Here is a 16,597-nt window from a genome sequence, read left to right on the forward strand (position 1 = left end):
TCACCGCCCGGCACCCGATGACGTTGCATCAGGACGATAACAACAACGATCGGGCCGACGGCCGCTCGGGTCGGCCCGGAGTCAGCCCTCGGCGGGCTCCTCCTTCGCCTCCTCGGCCACCTCGGGCTCCGGAAGTCCCAGGTGGGCACGGGCGGCGGCCGGACCGTCGGCGAGCAGCACGGCGAACCCGGCGTCGTCCAGGACCGGCAGGCCGAGCTGAACAGCCTTGTCGTACTTGGACCCGGGGTTGTCACCGGCGACCACAAAGTCGGTCTTCTTCGAAACCGAACCGGTCACCTTCGCTCCGCGCGAGGTCAGCGTCTCCTTGGCGCCGTCCCGGGTGTGCCCGGCCAGGGTGCCCGTCACCACGACCGTCAGGCCCTCCAGCGGGCGGTCCGCCTCGTCCTCGTCCGCGAACTCCTCGGTGAAGCGGACGCCGTCCGCCTTCCAGTTCTCCAGGATCTTCTGGTGCCACTCCTCGGCGTACCACTCCTGGATCGAGCGGGCGATGGTCGGACCGACCCCCTCGACGGCCGCCAGCTGCTCCTCGCTCGCCTCGAAGATCTTCTCCAGGTCGCGGAACTCCCTGGCCAGCGCCTGCGCGGCCACCGGGCCGACGTGCCGGATCGACAGCCCGTTGACGAACCGCCACAGCGGCCGCTCCTTCGCCGCCGCGAGGTTGTCGAGCAGCAGCCGGAGCGACTTCTTCGGCTCGCCCTTGGTGGTGGCGAAGAAGAAGACCTCCTTCTCCTTGCCCGTCCGGTCGTCCAGCTTGGGCATGCCCGTCTTCGGGTCCCGGACCAGCACCTTGATCGGCAGCAGCTTCTCCTCCGTCAGCCGGAAGATGTCCGCCTCGTTCCCCACCGGGGCCTCGGCCGGCTCCAGCGGCTGGGTCAGCGCCGTGGCCGCGACGTAGCCGAGCCCCTCGACGTCCAGGCAGGAGCGCCCGCCGAGGAAGGCGATCCGCTCCCGGATCTGCGCCGGGCAGTGCTGGGCGTTGGGGCAGCGCAGGTCGATGTCCCCCTCGGACATCGGGCGCAGCTCCGTACCGCACTCCGGGCAGTGCGAGGGCATCACGAAGGCCTGCTCGGTGCCGTCCCGCAGGTCGTAGACCGGGCCGAGGATCTCCGGGATGACGTCGCCGGCCTTGCGCAGCACCACGGTGTCGCCCAGCAGCACGTCCTTGGCCTTGACGATCTCCTGGTTGTGGAGCGTCGCGTACTGCACCATCGAACCGGCCACCTTCACCGGCTCGGCCAGCACCGCGAACGGCGTGGCCCGGCCGGTGCGGCCGACGCCGACCCGGATCTCGGCGAGCTTGCCGGTGACCTCCTCCGGCGGATACTTCCAGGCGATCGCCCAGCGCGGGGACTTGGAGGTGGCGCCGAGCCGGCCCTGGAGGGCGATCTCGTCGACCTTCACCACGACGCCGTCGATCTCGTGCTCGACCGAGTGCCGCTGCTCGCCGAAGTGCTTGATGAACGCCCGCACCTCGGCGAGCGTCCCCACCACCTTGTTGTGCCGGGCGGTGGGCAGACCCCAGTCGTGCAGCAGCTGGTAGGCCTGCGACTGGTTGTGGATGTCGAAGCCGACCCGGGCACCGATCCCGTGCACCACCATGTGCAGCGGACGGGAGGCGGTGACGTGCGGGTCCTTCTGGCGCAGCGAACCGGCGGCGGCGTTGCGGGGGTTCATGAACAGCCGGATCATCGCCCGCGGCCGCTTGCCCTCCTTGGCGCGCTCCTCGTTCTCCTGCCGGCGGCGCTCGTTCTCCTCCGCGAAGGAGGCGTTGAGGGCGTCGAACTCCTCCGTCGGGAAGTAGACCTCGCCGCGGATCTCCACCAGCGCGGGGATGTTCTCGCCCTTGAGCCGGTGCGGGATCTCCTTGATGGTGCGGACGTTGGCGGTGATGTCCTCGCCGACCCGGCCGTCGCCGCGCGTCGCCGCCTGCGTCAACTGGCCGTTCTCGTAGGTGAGGTTGACGGCCAGGCCGTCCACCTTGAGCTCGCACAGGTAGTGGTAGTCGATGCCGTGCAGCTCGGTGGCGACCCGCTCGGCCCAGGCGGCCAGCTCCTCGTCGTCCATCGCGTTGTCCAGGCTGAGCAGCCGCTCGCGGTGCTCGACCTCGGCGAACAGCCCGACGGCGGCCCCGCCGACCTTCTGGCTCGGCGAGTCCGGGGTGACCAGGGCCGGGTGCTCGGCCTCGATCGCCTCCAGCTCCCGCATCAGCGCGTCGAACTCGGCGTCGCTGATGACGGGAGCGTCCTGCTCGTAGTACCGGGCGCGGTGGTCGCTGATCTCCTGCGCCAGCTCCACGTGCCGCCTGCGCACCTCCGCCGGGACGTCCTCCCAGCCCTCGACAGCCGTCACCGCAAGCCCTCCTACGTTCTCATTCCGGGTTGTCCACCAGGCTCTGTGCCGCCCGGACGCTCTGGGACAACGCCTTGCGCGCGTACGCCGGGGACGCCCCGGACAGCCCGCAGGTAGGCGTCACCAGCAAGCGGCGGCCCAGCAGCTCCGGAGCGAACCCGAGCCTGCGCCACAAGGTCCTGACACCCTGGACACTACCGGCAGGGTCGGACACCGCCTGGTCAGTGGCGGGGACGACACCAGCCAGGATCATCGTGCCGTCCTCCACGGCCTCGCCCAGGTCGTCGTCCTGGCGCTCGGTGAGGAGCGAGAAGTCGAGCGAGATCCCGGCGACACCGGCCCGGCGCAGCAGCGGGATCGGGACCTCCGGCGCGCAGCTGTGCACCACCACCGGCGCGTCCAGCCCCCGGATGGTCTCCCGCAGCACCTCCTCGGCGACCTGCCGGTCGACCGCGCGCAGCCGCTGGAAGCCGCTGGCGGTCTTCACCGAGCCGGCCAGCACGGCGGGCAGCGAGGGCTCGTCCAGCTGGAGCACGACGTCGGCGCCGGGCACCCGCTTGCGGACGTCCGCGAGGTGGCGGCGCAGGCCCTCGGTGAGCGAGCCGGCGATGTCCCGGCAGGCCCCCTGGTCGGAGAGCGCCTTCTCGCCGTACTTGAGCTCGATGTTCGCCGCCAGCGTCCACGGCCCGACGGCCTGGACCTTGAGCGCGCCCTGGTAGCCCTGGGTGAACTCCTCCAGCGCGTCCAGGTCCTCGCCGAGCCAGGAGTGGGCGCGCCGGGTGTCCCGGCCGGGGCGGTCGGTGAACCGCCAGCCGCTCGGCTCGGTCTGCGCGAACAGCTCGACCAGCAGGCCGGCGCCGCGCCCGATCATGTCGGCGCCCGGCCCGCGCGCGGGCAGCTCGGGCAGGAACGGCAGGTGCTCCAGCGCACCGGTCGCGGTCTTGGCGGCCTCCCGGGCGTCGGTGCCGGGCAGCGAGCCGACGCCGGTGGCGGCGCCGCGCAGGTCGGGGAAAGGATGTGGGGTGCTCACCCGCCCGAGCCTACTCAGCCGGACGGCCCCGGCGCCGAGCGCGGGGCTCGGTGCCGGGGCCGTCGGTGCCGCGGTCTACCGCCCGGGGCGGACGGTGATGTCGGTGATCTCCGCGTCGCGGGAGGCGTCCAGGGCGGCCAGGATCGCCTTGGCGACGGACTCGGGCTCGATCCAGCGGTCGGCGTCGTACTCCTTGCCCTCCTGCTGGTGCACCTTGACCTGCATCGCGGTGGCGGTACGGCCCGGGTAGACGGAGGTGACCCGGACGCCGTTGGGCCGCTCCTCCTGGCGCAGCGAGTCGGCCAGCGCCTTCAGCCCGTGCTTGCTGGCCGCGTACGCGGACCACTCGGCGTGGGCGTTCAGGCCGGCGCCGGAGTTGACGAACAGCACGTGCCCCTTGGCCAGCCGCAGCGACGGCAGCAGCAGCCGGGTCAGCTCGGCCGGGGCGATCAGGTTGACGTTGAGCGTCTCCTGCCAGGCCTTGGGCGTCAGGTCCCCGACCGTGCCGAGCTCCACCACGCCCGCGACGTGCAGCAGCGAGTCCAGCTTCACGGGCAGCTGCTGGTGCCCGAAGGCCCAGGACAGCTTGCCCGGGTCGGCGAGATCCCCCGCCAGGGTCTTCGCCCCGGGGAACCGCTCCCGCAGCTCGGCGGCCCGACGGGCGTCGCGGGCCAGCAGCCAGAGCTCGTCCCCGCGCTCGGCGAGCTTCTCGGTCAGGACGGCGCCGATGCCGGAGCCGGCGCCGGTGATCAGATGTGCAGCCATGGCCCCGATCCTCTCAGGCCTTGAGCTGCGCAAACACCTCGGCGGGCGTGTCCGCGAAGGAGATCAGCTCGGCGAGGGGCCGGGGCAGGAAGCCCTCGGCGTCCATCCGCTCCATCTGGGTGCGCATCCCCGAGTAGAAGCCCTCGGTGTCCAGCACGACCACCGGCTTGTCGAACCGCCCGTGCTTCTTGAGCTCCAGCACCTCGGTCACCTCGTCCAAGGTGCCCAGCCCGCCGACCAGCACGACGATCGCATCCGCCCGAGCGGCCAGCTCCGCCTTGCGCTCCGGAAGGTCGGCGGTCCACACCAGCTCGTCCGCCCCGACGTACGCCTTGTGCCGCAGCATCTCGACCATCACCCCGACGGTCCGACCGCCCGCCGCCTTCACCTCATCGGCCAGCAGCCCCATCAGCCCCGCGTTCGAGCCGCCCCAGACCAGGGTGTGCCCACCCTCCCCGAGAAGCCTGGCGAACTCCGCGGCGGGGGCGGAGTAGCGGTCATCGAGCGAGTACGCGGAGCAGAAGACACAGATATTCATAATGTCGTCTGGTCTATCACGCCCGGCAGCGCCCCTTCACCGCCATGACCCCGGCGGCCTGCTCACAGCAGGTGCCGGCCGTCGTGGGTGCGGATCGCCGGTGCCGGGTCGTCTCGCAGCGCGTCCAGCACGCGGACGGCGTAGACCTCGGCCATTCGGTCAGCGACCTCGGTCGGGGTGAGCCAGGCGACTTCGGCCGTCTCGTCCGAGAGTTGCTCGGACCCGCCCTCCGGTCGGCAGCGGAAGATCAGGGCGACGACTCCACGGTTCACGTTCTTGTAGACGCCGGTCAGCCGCTCCACCCCGGCTTTGATGCCGGTCTCCTCGTAGACCTCCCGGCACACACCACTCTCGATGGATTCCATCAGCTCCAGCACCCCGCCCGGCGGCTCCCAAGTCCCGTTGTCGGCACGACGAATCGCCAACACCCGACCGTCCGTACGGACCACCACCCCCGCGACGGACACCGAGTGGAGGGTTCCCGCACCGTCACTCATGGGCAGGAACGCGCTTCTCTTCCGCCACTGGACGGAGCAGGTCGAGGACGTGAGTCCAGTCGTAGTTCTCGCGGCCACCACCGGACTTGGGCTTGTGCGGCACGTAGTCGCCGATCAGGACGCCCATCGAGCGGAGGCGGGCCAGGCTCTCCGGGTAGGCCGGGTGGGCGGCCTGAGCGGAGTTGACGTAGGGCTGGACGGCTACAGGGATGCCGAGCCCGTACGCCTCGCAGAGTATGCCGAGCGCGAGCGTGTCGCAGATGCCGGCGGCCCACTTGTTGACGGTGTTGAACGTGGCGGGCGCGACCGCGATGGCATCGGCCGGGGGCAGCGGCTGCGGGATCTTCGGCGTGCGCCAGGCCGAGCGGATCGGATAGCCGGTCTGAGCCTCGATGGCTTCCTGGTCTATGAAGCCGAGGGCATTGGGCGTGGCGATCACGCCGACCTTCCAGCCTTCGGCATGGGCTGCGGTGATCAACTCGCCTACTCCGTCGGCGATTCCCGAGGCGCAGACGACGACATAGAGGAACGGCTCGCGGTGCGAGGTCAAGTCTGAACTCCCAACTCCTGGCAGAAACGGCGCAGTTCCGGGGCGCCTTCACCTGGAGCGTTCCCGTCGCCGAAGAGGTCCCGCCACCTTCGGCGAGTATCGTCCGCAGTGGTCGCTACGAACGGAGTTCCAGCATGCCCAGGCACGTCTCCGAGCACACCGGCGAACGCATCGCCCAGTATCGCAAGCTCCGCCACCTGACACAGCGCGAACTCGCTGCTCGCGCGCACATCTCGTACAGCATGCTCACCAAGGTCGAGCAGGGCGCCAAGCCGGCCACACCCGCCGTGCTGGCCGCCGTCGCGCGGGCGCTCTCCGTGCAGACGGTCGACCTCACCGGCCAGCCGTACCTGACCGAGCTGCGGCAGGACGAGCTCGACGTGTTGATCCAGCCGATCCGCGAAGCGCTCGACCTGTACGACCTGGGCGCCGACCCCGAGGTCGCCGCCCGCCCGGCGGGTGAACTCCACTCCGCTGCCGAGCAGTTGTGCGCGCTGGTCCGCGAGACGCGCATCAAGGATGCTGCTCGCGCCCTGCCGGCCCTGATCGCCGAGGTGACGACGGCCGCGCACGCGGCGCCCTCCGAACAGGCGTGGCGGGTGCTGGCCAGCACCTATCGCACGGCCTACGACATCACCACGAAGCTGGGCTTCACGGACCTGTGCGTGGTGGCCCTGGACCGGATGGCCTGGGCGGCCGAGCGCGGTTCCGACCCCGTGCTCGCGGGAGTGCGCCAGTACCTCCGCTCGCTGATCTACCTGCGCTCCGGCCAGTACGAGATCGGGAAGCGGCTCGTCGCGGTCGGCATGGACACCCTCGGGCAGGCGGATCCCGGCCGGGTCCGGGATGTCACAGTGGGCCAACTCCACCTTGGTGCAGCTGTCCTGGCCGCGCGCTCCGGAGACGGCGACAGGGCCACGGAGCACATCGCGGAGGCGACCCGGATCGCCGAGGTCACCGGCGAGGCTACCCAGGTGCACTGGCTGTCGTTCGGCCCGACCAACGTGGCCGTGCACCAGGTGGCGACGCTCGCCGAGCAGTACCGGTACGCGGAAGCCGTGCGGGCCGCCGAACAGGTCCGGGTGCCGGCGGAATGGCCCGCCTCACGGGCCGCCGCGCACCTCGCCGAGGTGGCCCGAGCCCAGCTGTGGATCGGCCGCTCCGAGGAGTCGTTGAAGTCCTTGCAGCGCGCACGAGAACTCGCGCCGCAACAGATGCGCTACCACCCGATGGTGCGCGAGACGGTCACCGGTCTCGTCTCGGCACATCGGTCGACGCCGGGCACGCTCAGCAGCATGGCGCACTGGGTCGGCATCTGATTATCACTTATTGGAGTCGGGCTATCACCAGAGAGTGATAGCCCGACCCTTCTCCTGTGGCGATGCTCTGGGTAGCGAGATGACTACGCCAAGGAGAAGCACCGATGATCCTCCTCTCGAACGTGACGAGAGGCGACTCCACGCCCCGGCAGGACATCGAGCCGGCGACCATCCGCCTGCCGTACCAAGCCGAATCGGTGGGGGCCGCACGCCGCTTCGTCGTGGCGAAGCTGCGGGAGTGGGGGCTGGACGGACTCGTGGACGATGCCGCGCTGATCGTCAGCGAGTTGGCCACGAACGCGGTCAAGACCGGGTGCCTGACGCGCATGGTCGTCGCCGTGCGGCGACCGAGTGACCGCACCATCCGCATCCTCGTCGGGGATGGCTCCCGCGTGATTCCGGTGCTGGTCAAGGCCGCGCCCGGAGCCGTCTCCGGGCGCGGGCTGGCGATGATCCACCAACTCACCAACGGCCGTTGGGGCGTCACGCCCCTCCCCTTCGGCAAGGTCGTTCACGCCGACCTCGCCGCACCCCGCTGATCCCCCGCCCGCGCCGCCGGGCCGGCGGCGCGGGCGGGTTCACCAAAACCCCTCCGCAGCCGACAACCACCAAGGAGCACCGCCGTGCCCTGGCGCGAGCCGAAACGGCCCCCTCCGAGACCGCCGCACCCGCCCACGCCCCGGCCGCCGGACCGGTAGCCAGCAACCACAAACCGACAACCACCAAGGAGCACCCATGGGTTGGGGAACCGACAAGCCCAGCGGCGGCCAGCACGGCGGCAAGAAGGACCCGGGCACGACCAAGCCTTCCCCCGACAGCGCCCGGCCCGCGCCCGAGCCGAAGCACAAGCAGAAGGACGACAAGAACAAGTGACGGACCCCGTGCATCGACCGGAGCAGGGCGCCGCACGCGCCCTGCTCCGGGCCGTCGACAACTCCCTCGACGGCCCGGTCCCCCGCGAGTGGCAGCAGGCCGTCAAGGCCGTCCCCCGCCACCGCTTCCTGCCCCGCCGCATCTGGTTGGCCACTGACGACGGCTACGAACCGTGCGACCTCTCCACCGACCATGACCGCTGGTTCGAGGCCGCCTACTCGGACGTCCCCATCGTCACCCAGGTCAACGACGGCGACCCGCCGCCCGACCCCGCCGACGTCTGGCCGTCCTCCTCCGCCTCGGCCCCCTCGATCGTCGTCCGCATGCTCCGCGACCTCGACGTCCGCCCCGGGATGAACGTCCTGGAGATCGGTACCGGCACCGGCTGGAACGCCGCGCTCCTGGCCCACCGCCTCGGCGCCGGCCATGTGGCCTCCGTCGAGATCGACTCCACCGTCGCCCGTCAGGCCTGGGCCTCCCTCAACGCGGCCGGCCTCAACGTCGAGGTGGTCTGCGGCGACGGCGCCGACGGCTGGGCCCTCCGGCAACCGTACGACCGGATCGTCTCCACCTGCTCGGTCCGCCGCGTGCCGTGGGCCTGGATCGCGCAGACCCGGCCCGGCGGCGTCATCCTCACCCCCTGGGACACCCCCATGCTCTGCTGGGGCCTGCTCAGGCTCACCGTCGAACCCGGCCGCGCCCTCGGCCGGTTCAGCCCGCACTCCGCGTTCATGCTCATGCGCAACCAGCGGCAGGACCTGCGGATCTTCCGCGACGTGGTCCGTGACGAGCACGTTCCGGACGAGTTCGAGACGGTCCTCTCCCCGCACGACATCACCGGCGACAACCGGGAGGCCCGGTTCGCCCTCGGCCTCTACCTCGACGACGTCTGGACCGCCTGGGACGCCGACGCCGAGCGGCTCTGGGTCGCGACCACCGACGCCCGGTCCTGGGCCGCCGTCGACGCGGACGGCGACCATCCCACCGCCTGGCAGTACGGCCCGCGTCGGCTCTGGGACGAGGTCGAGGCCGCCCACCGCTGGTGGGAGGAGCACGGCTGCCCCGGCCCGGAGCGGTTCGGGCTCACGGTCACCGAGGAAGCGCAGTGGGCCTGGCTGGACCGGCCCGCTCAGGTCCTGCCGATCAGGCGGTGAAATGGCGAACGGGCCGACGAGCGGCCCGTTCGCTGGTTGGTACCGAAGGGGTTAGCTGGCGAGCATCAGCGCCTTCCGGTTGCGGTCGATCACGCCGGGGGCCGCCTTCCTCCAGCCGTCGCCGGGCTCGGGGCACGGCGGGACGGGAATGCAGGTGCTGGCCGGGGGCGAGGTGACCGGGCCGTTCGGCGTCTGGCCGGTGGCGGTGGCGGTGTTCTCCACGAAGCCGGCCTTACGGTCCGCGTCGGTCACCTTGTACGTCGCCGTGCAGGTCATCGAGGCGCCCGGGGCCAGCGTGGTGCTGGGGCAGCTGACCGGGCCGACCGTCGGGTCGTTCACCACGATGTCCGTGACGGTCTGGTCGGTCGGGTTGCCGACGGTGAAGGTGTAGAGGATCACGTCGTCCTTGAGCGTCCCGTCCTTCTCCAGGGTGAGTTGCTGGGCCGCGGAGACAGTGACCGTCGCGCTGGCCGGCGGCGAGGTGACAGTCGACCCGTCAGGCCCGGTGCCGGAGGCGACGGCCGTGTTGGTGATCCGGCCGCTGGCGATGTCCTCGGCGGTCACCGTGTACGTCGCCGTGCAGGTGACAGAAGCACCCGGGGCCAGGCTCGTAGACGGGCAGTTGACCGTCGGCGCACCACCCGAGCCCGAGAACGCGGTGTCCCGCACCGAGATCCCGTCGATCGGCACGTTCCCGGTGTTGGTCACCCGGAAGCTGTAGGTGACGACCTGCCCGGCGGTCTGCACGACCGACGGGTCAGCGGTCTTCACCACGCTCAGCGACGCGGTCCGCTCGGCGGTCACCGTCGCGCTGGAGGGCGGCGAGGTGACGGTCGAGCCGTCCGGCGCGTCTCCGGTGGCGACCGCCGTGTTGGTGATCTGCCCGCTGTCGATGTCCGCCTGGGTCACGGTGTACGTGGCCGTACAGGTGACAGAAGCACCCGGGGCCAGGCTGGTGGACGGGCAGTTGACCGTCGGAGCACCGCCCGAGCCGGAGAACGCGGTGTCCCGCACCACGATCCCGTGGACCGGCACGTTCCCGGTGTTGGTCACCTGGAAGGTGTACGTGACGACCTGCCCCGCGCTCCGCACGGTGCTCGGGGACGCCGTCTTCGCCACGCTCAGCGCGGGCGCCGGCACGACCGGCACCGTCACGTCGGCGCTGGACGGCGGCGAGGTGACGGTCGCCCCGTCGGGCCCGGTGCCGGAGGCGACGGCCGTGTTGGTGATCCGCCCGCCGGCGATGTCTGCCGCCGTCACCGTGTACGTGGCCGTACAGGTCATCGAGACACCCGGAGCCAGGCTGGTCGACGGGCAGTTGACCGTCGGCGCACCGCCCGAGCCCGAGAACGCGGTGTCCCGCACCGTGATCCCGCTGACCGTCGTGTTGCCGTCGTTGGTCACCACGAAGTCGTAGGTGACCACCTGCCCGGCCGTCGACACGCTGGTCGGGGTGGCGGTCTTCGCCACCCGCAGCGCGTTGTTCCGCTGGGCGGGCACCGTCACCTCGGAGGGCGGCGAGGTGACGGCAGGGCCGGTCGGCGGGGTTCCGGTGGCAACAGCGGTGTTGGTGATCTGTCCGCTGTCGATGTCCGCCTGGGTCACCGTGTACACGGCCGTGCAGTCCATGAAGGCCCCGGGCGCCAGGGTGGTCTCCGGGCAGGTGATCGTCGGCGCGCCGCCCGAGCCGGAGAACGCCGTGTCCTGAACAGTGACCCCGTTCAGCGTGACGTTGCCGGTGTTGGTCACCCGGAAGGTGTAGGTGATGGTCTGCCCGGCGGCCCGCGCGGTGGTCGGGTTGGCCGACTTCACCACGCTCAGCGAGGGGACCGGCGCAACGGTCACCGTCACGTCGGCGCTGGACGGCGGCGAGGTGACGGCCGAGCCGTCAGACGCGGTGCCGGTGGCGACGGCCGTGTTGGTGATCCGGCCGCTGGCGATGTCAGCCGCCGTCACCGTGTACGTGGCCGTACAGGTCGTCGACTCCCCGGGAGCCAGGGTGGTGACCGGGCAGTTGACCGTCGGCGCGCCGCCCGAACCGGAGAACGCGGTGTCCTGCACCGAGATGCCGTGAACCGTGTCGTTGCCGGTGTTGGTCACCACGAAGCGGTAGGTGACCTGGTCCCCCGCGTTCTGCACGGTGGACGGGGCCGCGGTCTTGACCACGGTCAGTGCGGGGGCCGGTGTGGCGGTCACCGTCGCGGTGGAGGGCGGCGACGTGACGGCCGAACCGTCCGGCGCGAGACCGGTCGCGACAGCCGTGTTGATGATCTGTCCGGCGTCGATGTCCGCCAGGGTCACCGTGTACGTGGCCGTACACGTCGTGGATTCGCCGGGCGCAAGGGTGGTCACCGGGCAGCTGATCGCCGACGGAGTACCCGTCCCGGTGAAGGCGGTGTCCTGCACCGAGATCCCGTGAACCGTGTCATTACCGGTGTTGGTCACCACGAAGGAGTAGGTGACCTGGTCCCCGGCGTTCTGCACGGTGGACGGGACCGCGGTCTTGACCACCGTCAGCGCCGGAGCCGGTGTCACGGTCACCGTCGCGGTCGACGGCGGCGAGGCGACGGCCGACCCGTCCGGCGCGGTGCCGGAGGCGTGGGCGGTGTTGGTGATCTGCCCGGCGTCGATGTCCGCCTGGGTCACCGTGTACGTGGCCGTACAGGTTGTCGAGGCACCGGGAGCCAGCACGGTGTCCGGGCAGCTGACCGTCGGCGGAACGCCCGTCCCGGTGAAGGCGGTGTCCTGCACCGAGATCCCGTGAACCGTGTCGTTGCCGGTGTTGGTCACCAGGTAGCTGTAGGTGACCTGCTGCCCGGCGTTCTGCACGGTGGACGGGGCCGCGGTCTTGACCACGGTCAGTGCGGGGGCCGGTGTGGCGGTCACCGTCGCGGTGGAGGGCGGCGACGTGACGGCCGAACCGTCCGGCGCGAGACCGGTGGCGACAGCCGTGTTGGTGATCTGCCCGGCGTCGATGTCCGCCTGGGTCACCGTGTACGTGGCCGTACAGGTCGTCGACGCACCGGGAGCCAGCACGGTGTCCGGGCAGCTGACCGTCGGCGGAACGCCCGTCCCGGTGAAGGCGGTGTCCTGCACCGAGATCCCGTGAACCGTGTCGTTGCCGGTGTTGGTCACCCCCAAGTGGTAGGTGACCTGGTCCCCGGCGTTCTGCACGGTGGACGGGACCGCGGTCTTGACCACGGTCAGCGCGGGGGCCGGTGTCACGGTCACCGTCGCGGTGGAGGGCGGCGACGTGACCGGGGGGCCGGTCGGCGGGGTCCCGGTCGCGACAGCCGCGTTGGTGATCTGCCCGGCGTCGATGTCCGCCAGGGTCACCGTGTACGTGGCCGTGCAGACCATCGAGGCGCCGACGGCGAGGTCAGCGGACGGGCAGGTGATCGTCAGCGGACCGCCCGCCCCGGAGAACGCGGTGTCCTGCACCGAGACGCCGGTGAGCGGGACGTTGCCGTCGTTGGTCACCAGGAAGCTGTAGGTGATCTGCTGCCCGACGTTCTGCACGCTGGTCGGGTCGGCGGACTTCAGGATGCTCAGCGAGGGCGCCGGCGCGGCGGTCACGGTCACCACCGCGTCCGCGGGCGGCGAGGTGACGCTCGGCCCGTCGGGCGCGGTGCCGGTGGCGACGGCCCTGTTGGTGATCTGCCCGCTGGCGATGTCGGCGGCGGTCACCGTGTAGGTGGCCGTGCAGGTCATCGAGCTGCCGCCGGCCAGGGTGTCGGTCGGGCAGGTGATCGTCGGTGCCCCGCCGGAGCCGGAGAAGGCCGTCTCGGTCACGTTGACGCCGGTGAGCGTGGCCGTACCGGTGTTGTTCACCACGAAGCTGTAGGTGACCACGGCCCCGGCGTTCTGCACGACGGCCGGGTCGACGCTCTTCTCCAGGGTGAGCGAGGCGGTGCGGACGCCGACCACCGCGCTGCTCGGCGGCGAGGTGACGGCGGAGCCGCCGGGGCCGGTGCCGTTGGCGACGGCGGTGTCGGTGAGCGACTGCTGGGTCAGGTCCGCGGCCGTGACCTGGTAGGTCGCGGTGCAGGTGACGCTGGCGCCCGGCGGGACCGAGGCCGCGTCGGCCGGGCAGGTGATCACGGAGAGGGGGCCCTGGCGGTTGCTCTGGGTCTCCGTCGGCGCGACGTCGGTGAGTGTGGTGTTGCCGGTGTTGGTGATCACGAAGGTGTACGTCACGGTGCTGCCGGCCGTGGTGACGGTGGTCGGGTCCGCGGTCTTGGCGATGGTGAGCGCCGGCGACTGGGTGGCGGTCACGGCGGCGCTGTCCGGCCCGGACTGCACGGTGGTGCCGGCCGGGTACTCGCCGTGGGCGGTGGCGGTGTTGGTGAAGCCGCCGTGGTCGATGTCCGTCTGGGTCACCGTGTACGAGGCGGTGCAGGTCATGCTGGCGCCCGGTGGGAGCGTGGCGGCGCGGCTCGGCGGGCAGGCGACGGCGGAGATGCTGCCGCTGCCGGTGAAGGCGGTCGGGTCGTCGGTGATGCCGACGCCGGTGAGCGTGACGTTGCCGGTGTTGGTCACCACGTAGGTGTAGGTGACGGTCTGCCCGGCGGTGGTGACGGTGGTCGGGTCCGCGCTCTTGCGCACGGTGAGCGAGGGGGCCGCGTCGGCCGGGATCACCACGGTGGACGGCGGCGAGGTGATCGGGGGGCCGGTCGGGGGTGTGCCGGTGGCGGTCGCGGTGTTGCTGACGGTCCCGTTGTCGATGTCCTGCTGGGTGAGCGTGTACGTCGCGGTGCAGGTCAGCTGGGCGCCGGGGTCGAGGTTCGCGGGCGACGGGCACTGGATCGGCGACATGGTGCCGCTGCCGGTGAAGGCGCCGGGCGTCTCGGCGACGGTGACGCCGGTGAGCGGCACGTTGCCGGTGTTGGTCACCACGTAGCTGTAGGTGATCAGCTCGCCGACCACGTAGGTCGCGCTGCCGGACGGGCTGGCCGCCTTGACCAGGGAGATGCCCGGCTGGGCGTTCGGCGAGTTGGTGATCGTGCACACGTAGCCGTCGTTGCTGGTGACCGGGAGGGTCCAGGTCGGACTGCTGCCGCCGACCGGCACGTTGGCCCCGGTTGCGGAGTCCTGGCAGACGATCGAGGTGGCGTAGGCGCCCAGGGTGGAGCCGGAGCCGGCGGCCAGCGCGTCGGACAGCTGGTACGTCGAGCCGTTGCTCACCGGCCAGTTGACGGTGCCGGTGCTGGTCTGGGTGCCGGTGGTGGTGGCCGAGGTCAGCACGGTGCCGGCCGAGTCGGCCAGCGAGACGGTGAACTGGTCGCTCGGCTGGAGCCGCCCGGCCACCGACTTGTTGAGCGTGATGGTCGGCGTCCCCGCCAGGAGGCACCGCGCACCGTCGCTGTAGACGGCCTTCGGACCGTTCGACAGGGCGATCTGGGTCCGGGCGACCGGGTCGATCCGGTAGATCACGCCGGTCGCGTTGTTGGACACGTAGAGGTAGCCATTGGCGTCCGAGTAGCTGGCGCCGTACGCCGAGGAGGAGGGCAGGCCGGGCACCGCGCCGAGGTCGTTCATGGTGCCGGAGGCCGGGTCGAACCGGAACAGGTGGGCGTTGCCGGTGCCGCTGACGGTCTCGCCGGCGCCGTAGAAGCCCACCGGGCCCGGCCCGGCGATGTAGGACCAGTCGGACGGCAGCATCAGGCCCGCCGGCTGGACCATGGTGCCCGAGCCGATCACCTGGCCGAAGGTCGAGGATCCGGGGGCGAAGTCCACCTCCCGCCAGAGCGGCGGGGTGGCGTTGCCGTTGGCGATCCAGAGGTGCCCGGCGAGGTCGAAGTCGCCGACGTTGTAGGCGGTGTTCGGGAAGCCGGTCGGGAGGCCGAGCTGCTGGAGGGTCATGTCCGCGTTGACCCGGACGAGTTGACTGGTGGTGGAGTCCCAGCCGTAGATGTAGTTGTCCAGGGTGTTGTAGCCGAGCCCGTTGAGCGCGCCCGAGGTGGTGCCGATCTGGGAGTAGGCCCCGGTGGCCAGGTCGACCTTCTGGACGGTGTGCGGTTTGACGTTCTGGCCGCTCGGGCTCTGGAAGAGGTAGGCGAAGGGGTCGCAGGTCCAGGGGATGGTCGCCGCCTCGGCCGGTGTCGCGCCCATCGGCGCTCCCAGGGCGATGCCGACCGATCCGACCAGGGCCGCCAGCGAGGTGAGCATCGCTCTCAGTCGCTGTCTGTGACGTCTCATTGCCGCTACCTCAATCGTCGCCGGAGGTCCGGCGCCCGTCGGCAGCTGCCGCCGTACCGCCCCCCGACCGGACGCGGCGAGAATACGTCACACTTTGCACCTATACCAGCACTTTATGTGACCGCGCGTGTCATCGACAGACCGCGCGGTCACCCCGTACGGGATCAGGCGGTGACGGCCGGGCGCTCCGTGGTGGCGATGGTGGCCGAGCCGACGACCCTGGTGCCGTCGTACAGCACGACCGCCTGGCCGGGGGCGATGCCGCGGGCCGGGGTGTCCAGGCTGACGTGGAGGGTGCCGTCCACGACGGAGGCGGAGACCGGGACCTCCTCGCCGTGGGCGCGCAGCTGGGCGGTGTAGCGGCCGTCGGCGAGCGGCTCGGTGCCGCACCAGCGGGGGCGGATGGCCGTCAGCCCGGTGACGTCGAGGCCCTCGACCGGACCGACCGTCACGGTGTTGTTCACCGGCGAGATGTCCAGCACGTAGCGGGGCTTGCCGTCGGCGGCCGGGCGCCCGATCCGCAGGCCCTTGCGCTGGCCGATGGTGAAGCCGTACGCGCCGTCGTGCTCGCCGAGCTTGGTGCCGTCGACGTCGAGGATGTCGCCGGGCGCGGTGCCCAGATGCTTGGCCAGGAAGCCCTGGGTGTCACCGTCCGCGATGAAGCAGATGTCGTGGCTGTCGGGCTTCTTGGCGACGGCCAGGCCGCGGCGCTCGGCCTCCTCGCGGATGGCTTCCTTGGTGGTGTCGCCGAGCGGGAAGAGCGAGTGGGCGAGCTGCTCGGCGTCGAGCACGCCGAGGACGTACGACTGGTCCTTGGCGGCGTCGACGGCGCGGTGCAGCTCGCGCGAGCCGTCCGGCAGGTCGACGATCCGGGCGTAGTGGCCGGTGCAGACGGCGTCGAAGCCGAGGGCGATCGCCTTGTCCAGCAGCGCCGCGAACTTGATCTTCTCGTTGCAGCGCAGGCACGGGTTCGGGGTGCGCCCGGCCGCGTACTCGGCGACGAAGTCGTCGATCACGTCCTCGCGGAAGCGCTCGGCGAGGTCCCAGACGTAGAAGGGGATGCCGATCACGTCGGCCGCGCGCCAGGCATCCCGGGAGTCCTCGATGGTGCAGCAGCCGCGCGCGCCGGTCCGGAAGGACTGCGGGTTGGCGGACAGCGCCAGGTGGACGCCAGTCACCTCGTGCCCCGCTTCGACCGCGCGGGCGGCGGCGACGGCGGAATCGACTCCGCCGGACATCGCCGCGAGCACGCGCAGTCGGCCGGTGGAGGGAGTGGTCGGGGCACCCGGGAAGTCAGTCATGG

The 16,597-nt window shown here is 71.3% G+C and carries 12 protein-coding genes; 4 read left to right on the plus strand and 8 right to left on the minus strand.

Translation table 11 applies throughout. The features are described 5' to 3' along the window. Positions 1-81 precede the first annotated feature (81 nt). From ligA to QWJ13_RS20280, 6 genes are all read right to left on the minus strand, one after another. On the minus strand, positions 82-2,370 hold the full coding sequence (gene ligA, locus QWJ13_RS20255) for an NAD-dependent DNA ligase LigA (protein WP_316526157.1): 2,289 nt from the start codon (positions 2,368-2,370) through the stop codon (positions 82-84). A 19-nt stretch (positions 2,371-2,389) separates the two neighbouring features. Beyond that, positions 2,390-3,400: a methionine synthase gene (locus tag QWJ13_RS20260; protein WP_316526158.1), complete on the minus strand. Its 1,011-nt coding sequence runs from the start codon at positions 3,398-3,400 to the stop codon at positions 2,390-2,392. 75 nt (positions 3,401-3,475) lie between these two features. After that, positions 3,476-4,165: an SDR family oxidoreductase gene (locus QWJ13_RS20265; protein ID WP_316526159.1), complete on the minus strand. Its 690-nt coding sequence runs from the start codon at positions 4,163-4,165 to the stop codon at positions 3,476-3,478. A 13-nt stretch (positions 4,166-4,178) separates the two neighbouring features. Next, the gene (locus tag QWJ13_RS20270) at positions 4,179-4,703 is read right to left on the minus strand and encodes an LOG family protein (protein WP_316526160.1); all 525 of its coding nucleotides are present in this window, start codon (positions 4,701-4,703) and stop codon (positions 4,179-4,181) included. Positions 4,704-4,765: 62 nt separating this feature from the next. Beyond that, a complete protein-coding gene (locus tag QWJ13_RS20275; RefSeq protein ID WP_316526161.1) occupies positions 4,766-5,200 on the minus strand; it encodes an NUDIX hydrolase in 435 nt (144 codons plus the stop codon). Further along, entirely contained in the window at positions 5,193-5,750 is a 558-nt protein-coding gene (locus QWJ13_RS20280; protein WP_316526162.1) for a flavoprotein, read from the minus strand. The genes QWJ13_RS20275 and QWJ13_RS20280 overlap by 8 nt, the downstream gene beginning before the upstream one ends. 134 nt (positions 5,751-5,884) lie before the next feature. Between QWJ13_RS20280 and QWJ13_RS20285 the strand changes: the two genes are divergently transcribed. The 4 genes from QWJ13_RS20285 to QWJ13_RS20300 all read left to right on the plus strand — a co-directional run bounded on the left by QWJ13_RS20285 (position 5,885) and on the right by QWJ13_RS20300 (position 9,096). Next, on the plus strand, positions 5,885-7,069 hold the full coding sequence (locus tag QWJ13_RS20285; RefSeq protein ID WP_316526163.1) for a helix-turn-helix domain-containing protein: 1,185 nt from the start codon (positions 5,885-5,887) through the stop codon (positions 7,067-7,069). Positions 7,070-7,173: 104 nt separating this feature from the next. Then, entirely contained in the window at positions 7,174-7,608 is a 435-nt protein-coding gene (locus QWJ13_RS20290) for an ATP-binding protein (protein WP_316526164.1), read from the plus strand. Positions 7,609-7,804: 196 nt separating this feature from the next. Then, positions 7,805-7,942 (plus strand): hypothetical protein, encoded by a 138-nt coding sequence (locus QWJ13_RS20295; protein WP_316526165.1) that lies wholly within the window; start codon positions 7,805-7,807, stop codon positions 7,940-7,942. Further along, on the plus strand, positions 7,939-9,096 hold the full coding sequence (locus QWJ13_RS20300; RefSeq protein WP_316526166.1) for a methyltransferase domain-containing protein: 1,158 nt from the start codon (positions 7,939-7,941) through the stop codon (positions 9,094-9,096). Before QWJ13_RS20295 ends, QWJ13_RS20300 begins: the two co-directional genes overlap by 4 nt. A gap of 51 nt (positions 9,097-9,147) precedes the next feature. Here the strand turns inward: QWJ13_RS20300 and QWJ13_RS20305 are convergent, their stop codons facing one another. Further along, a complete protein-coding gene (locus tag QWJ13_RS20305; RefSeq protein ID WP_316526167.1) occupies positions 9,148-15,294 on the minus strand; it encodes a DUF7507 domain-containing protein in 6,147 nt (2,048 codons plus the stop codon). Positions 15,295-15,458: 164 nt separating this feature from the next. After that, positions 15,459-16,595, minus strand: a complete 1,137-nt coding sequence (mnmA, locus tag QWJ13_RS20310) for a tRNA 2-thiouridine(34) synthase MnmA (RefSeq protein WP_316526168.1) — start codon at positions 16,593-16,595, stop codon at positions 15,459-15,461. Positions 16,596-16,597 lie beyond the last annotated feature (2 nt).

The sequence above is a fragment of the Kitasatospora brasiliensis genome (assembly GCF_032654805.1).
Lineage (GTDB): Bacteria > Actinomycetota > Actinomycetes > Streptomycetales > Streptomycetaceae > Kitasatospora > Kitasatospora brasiliensis.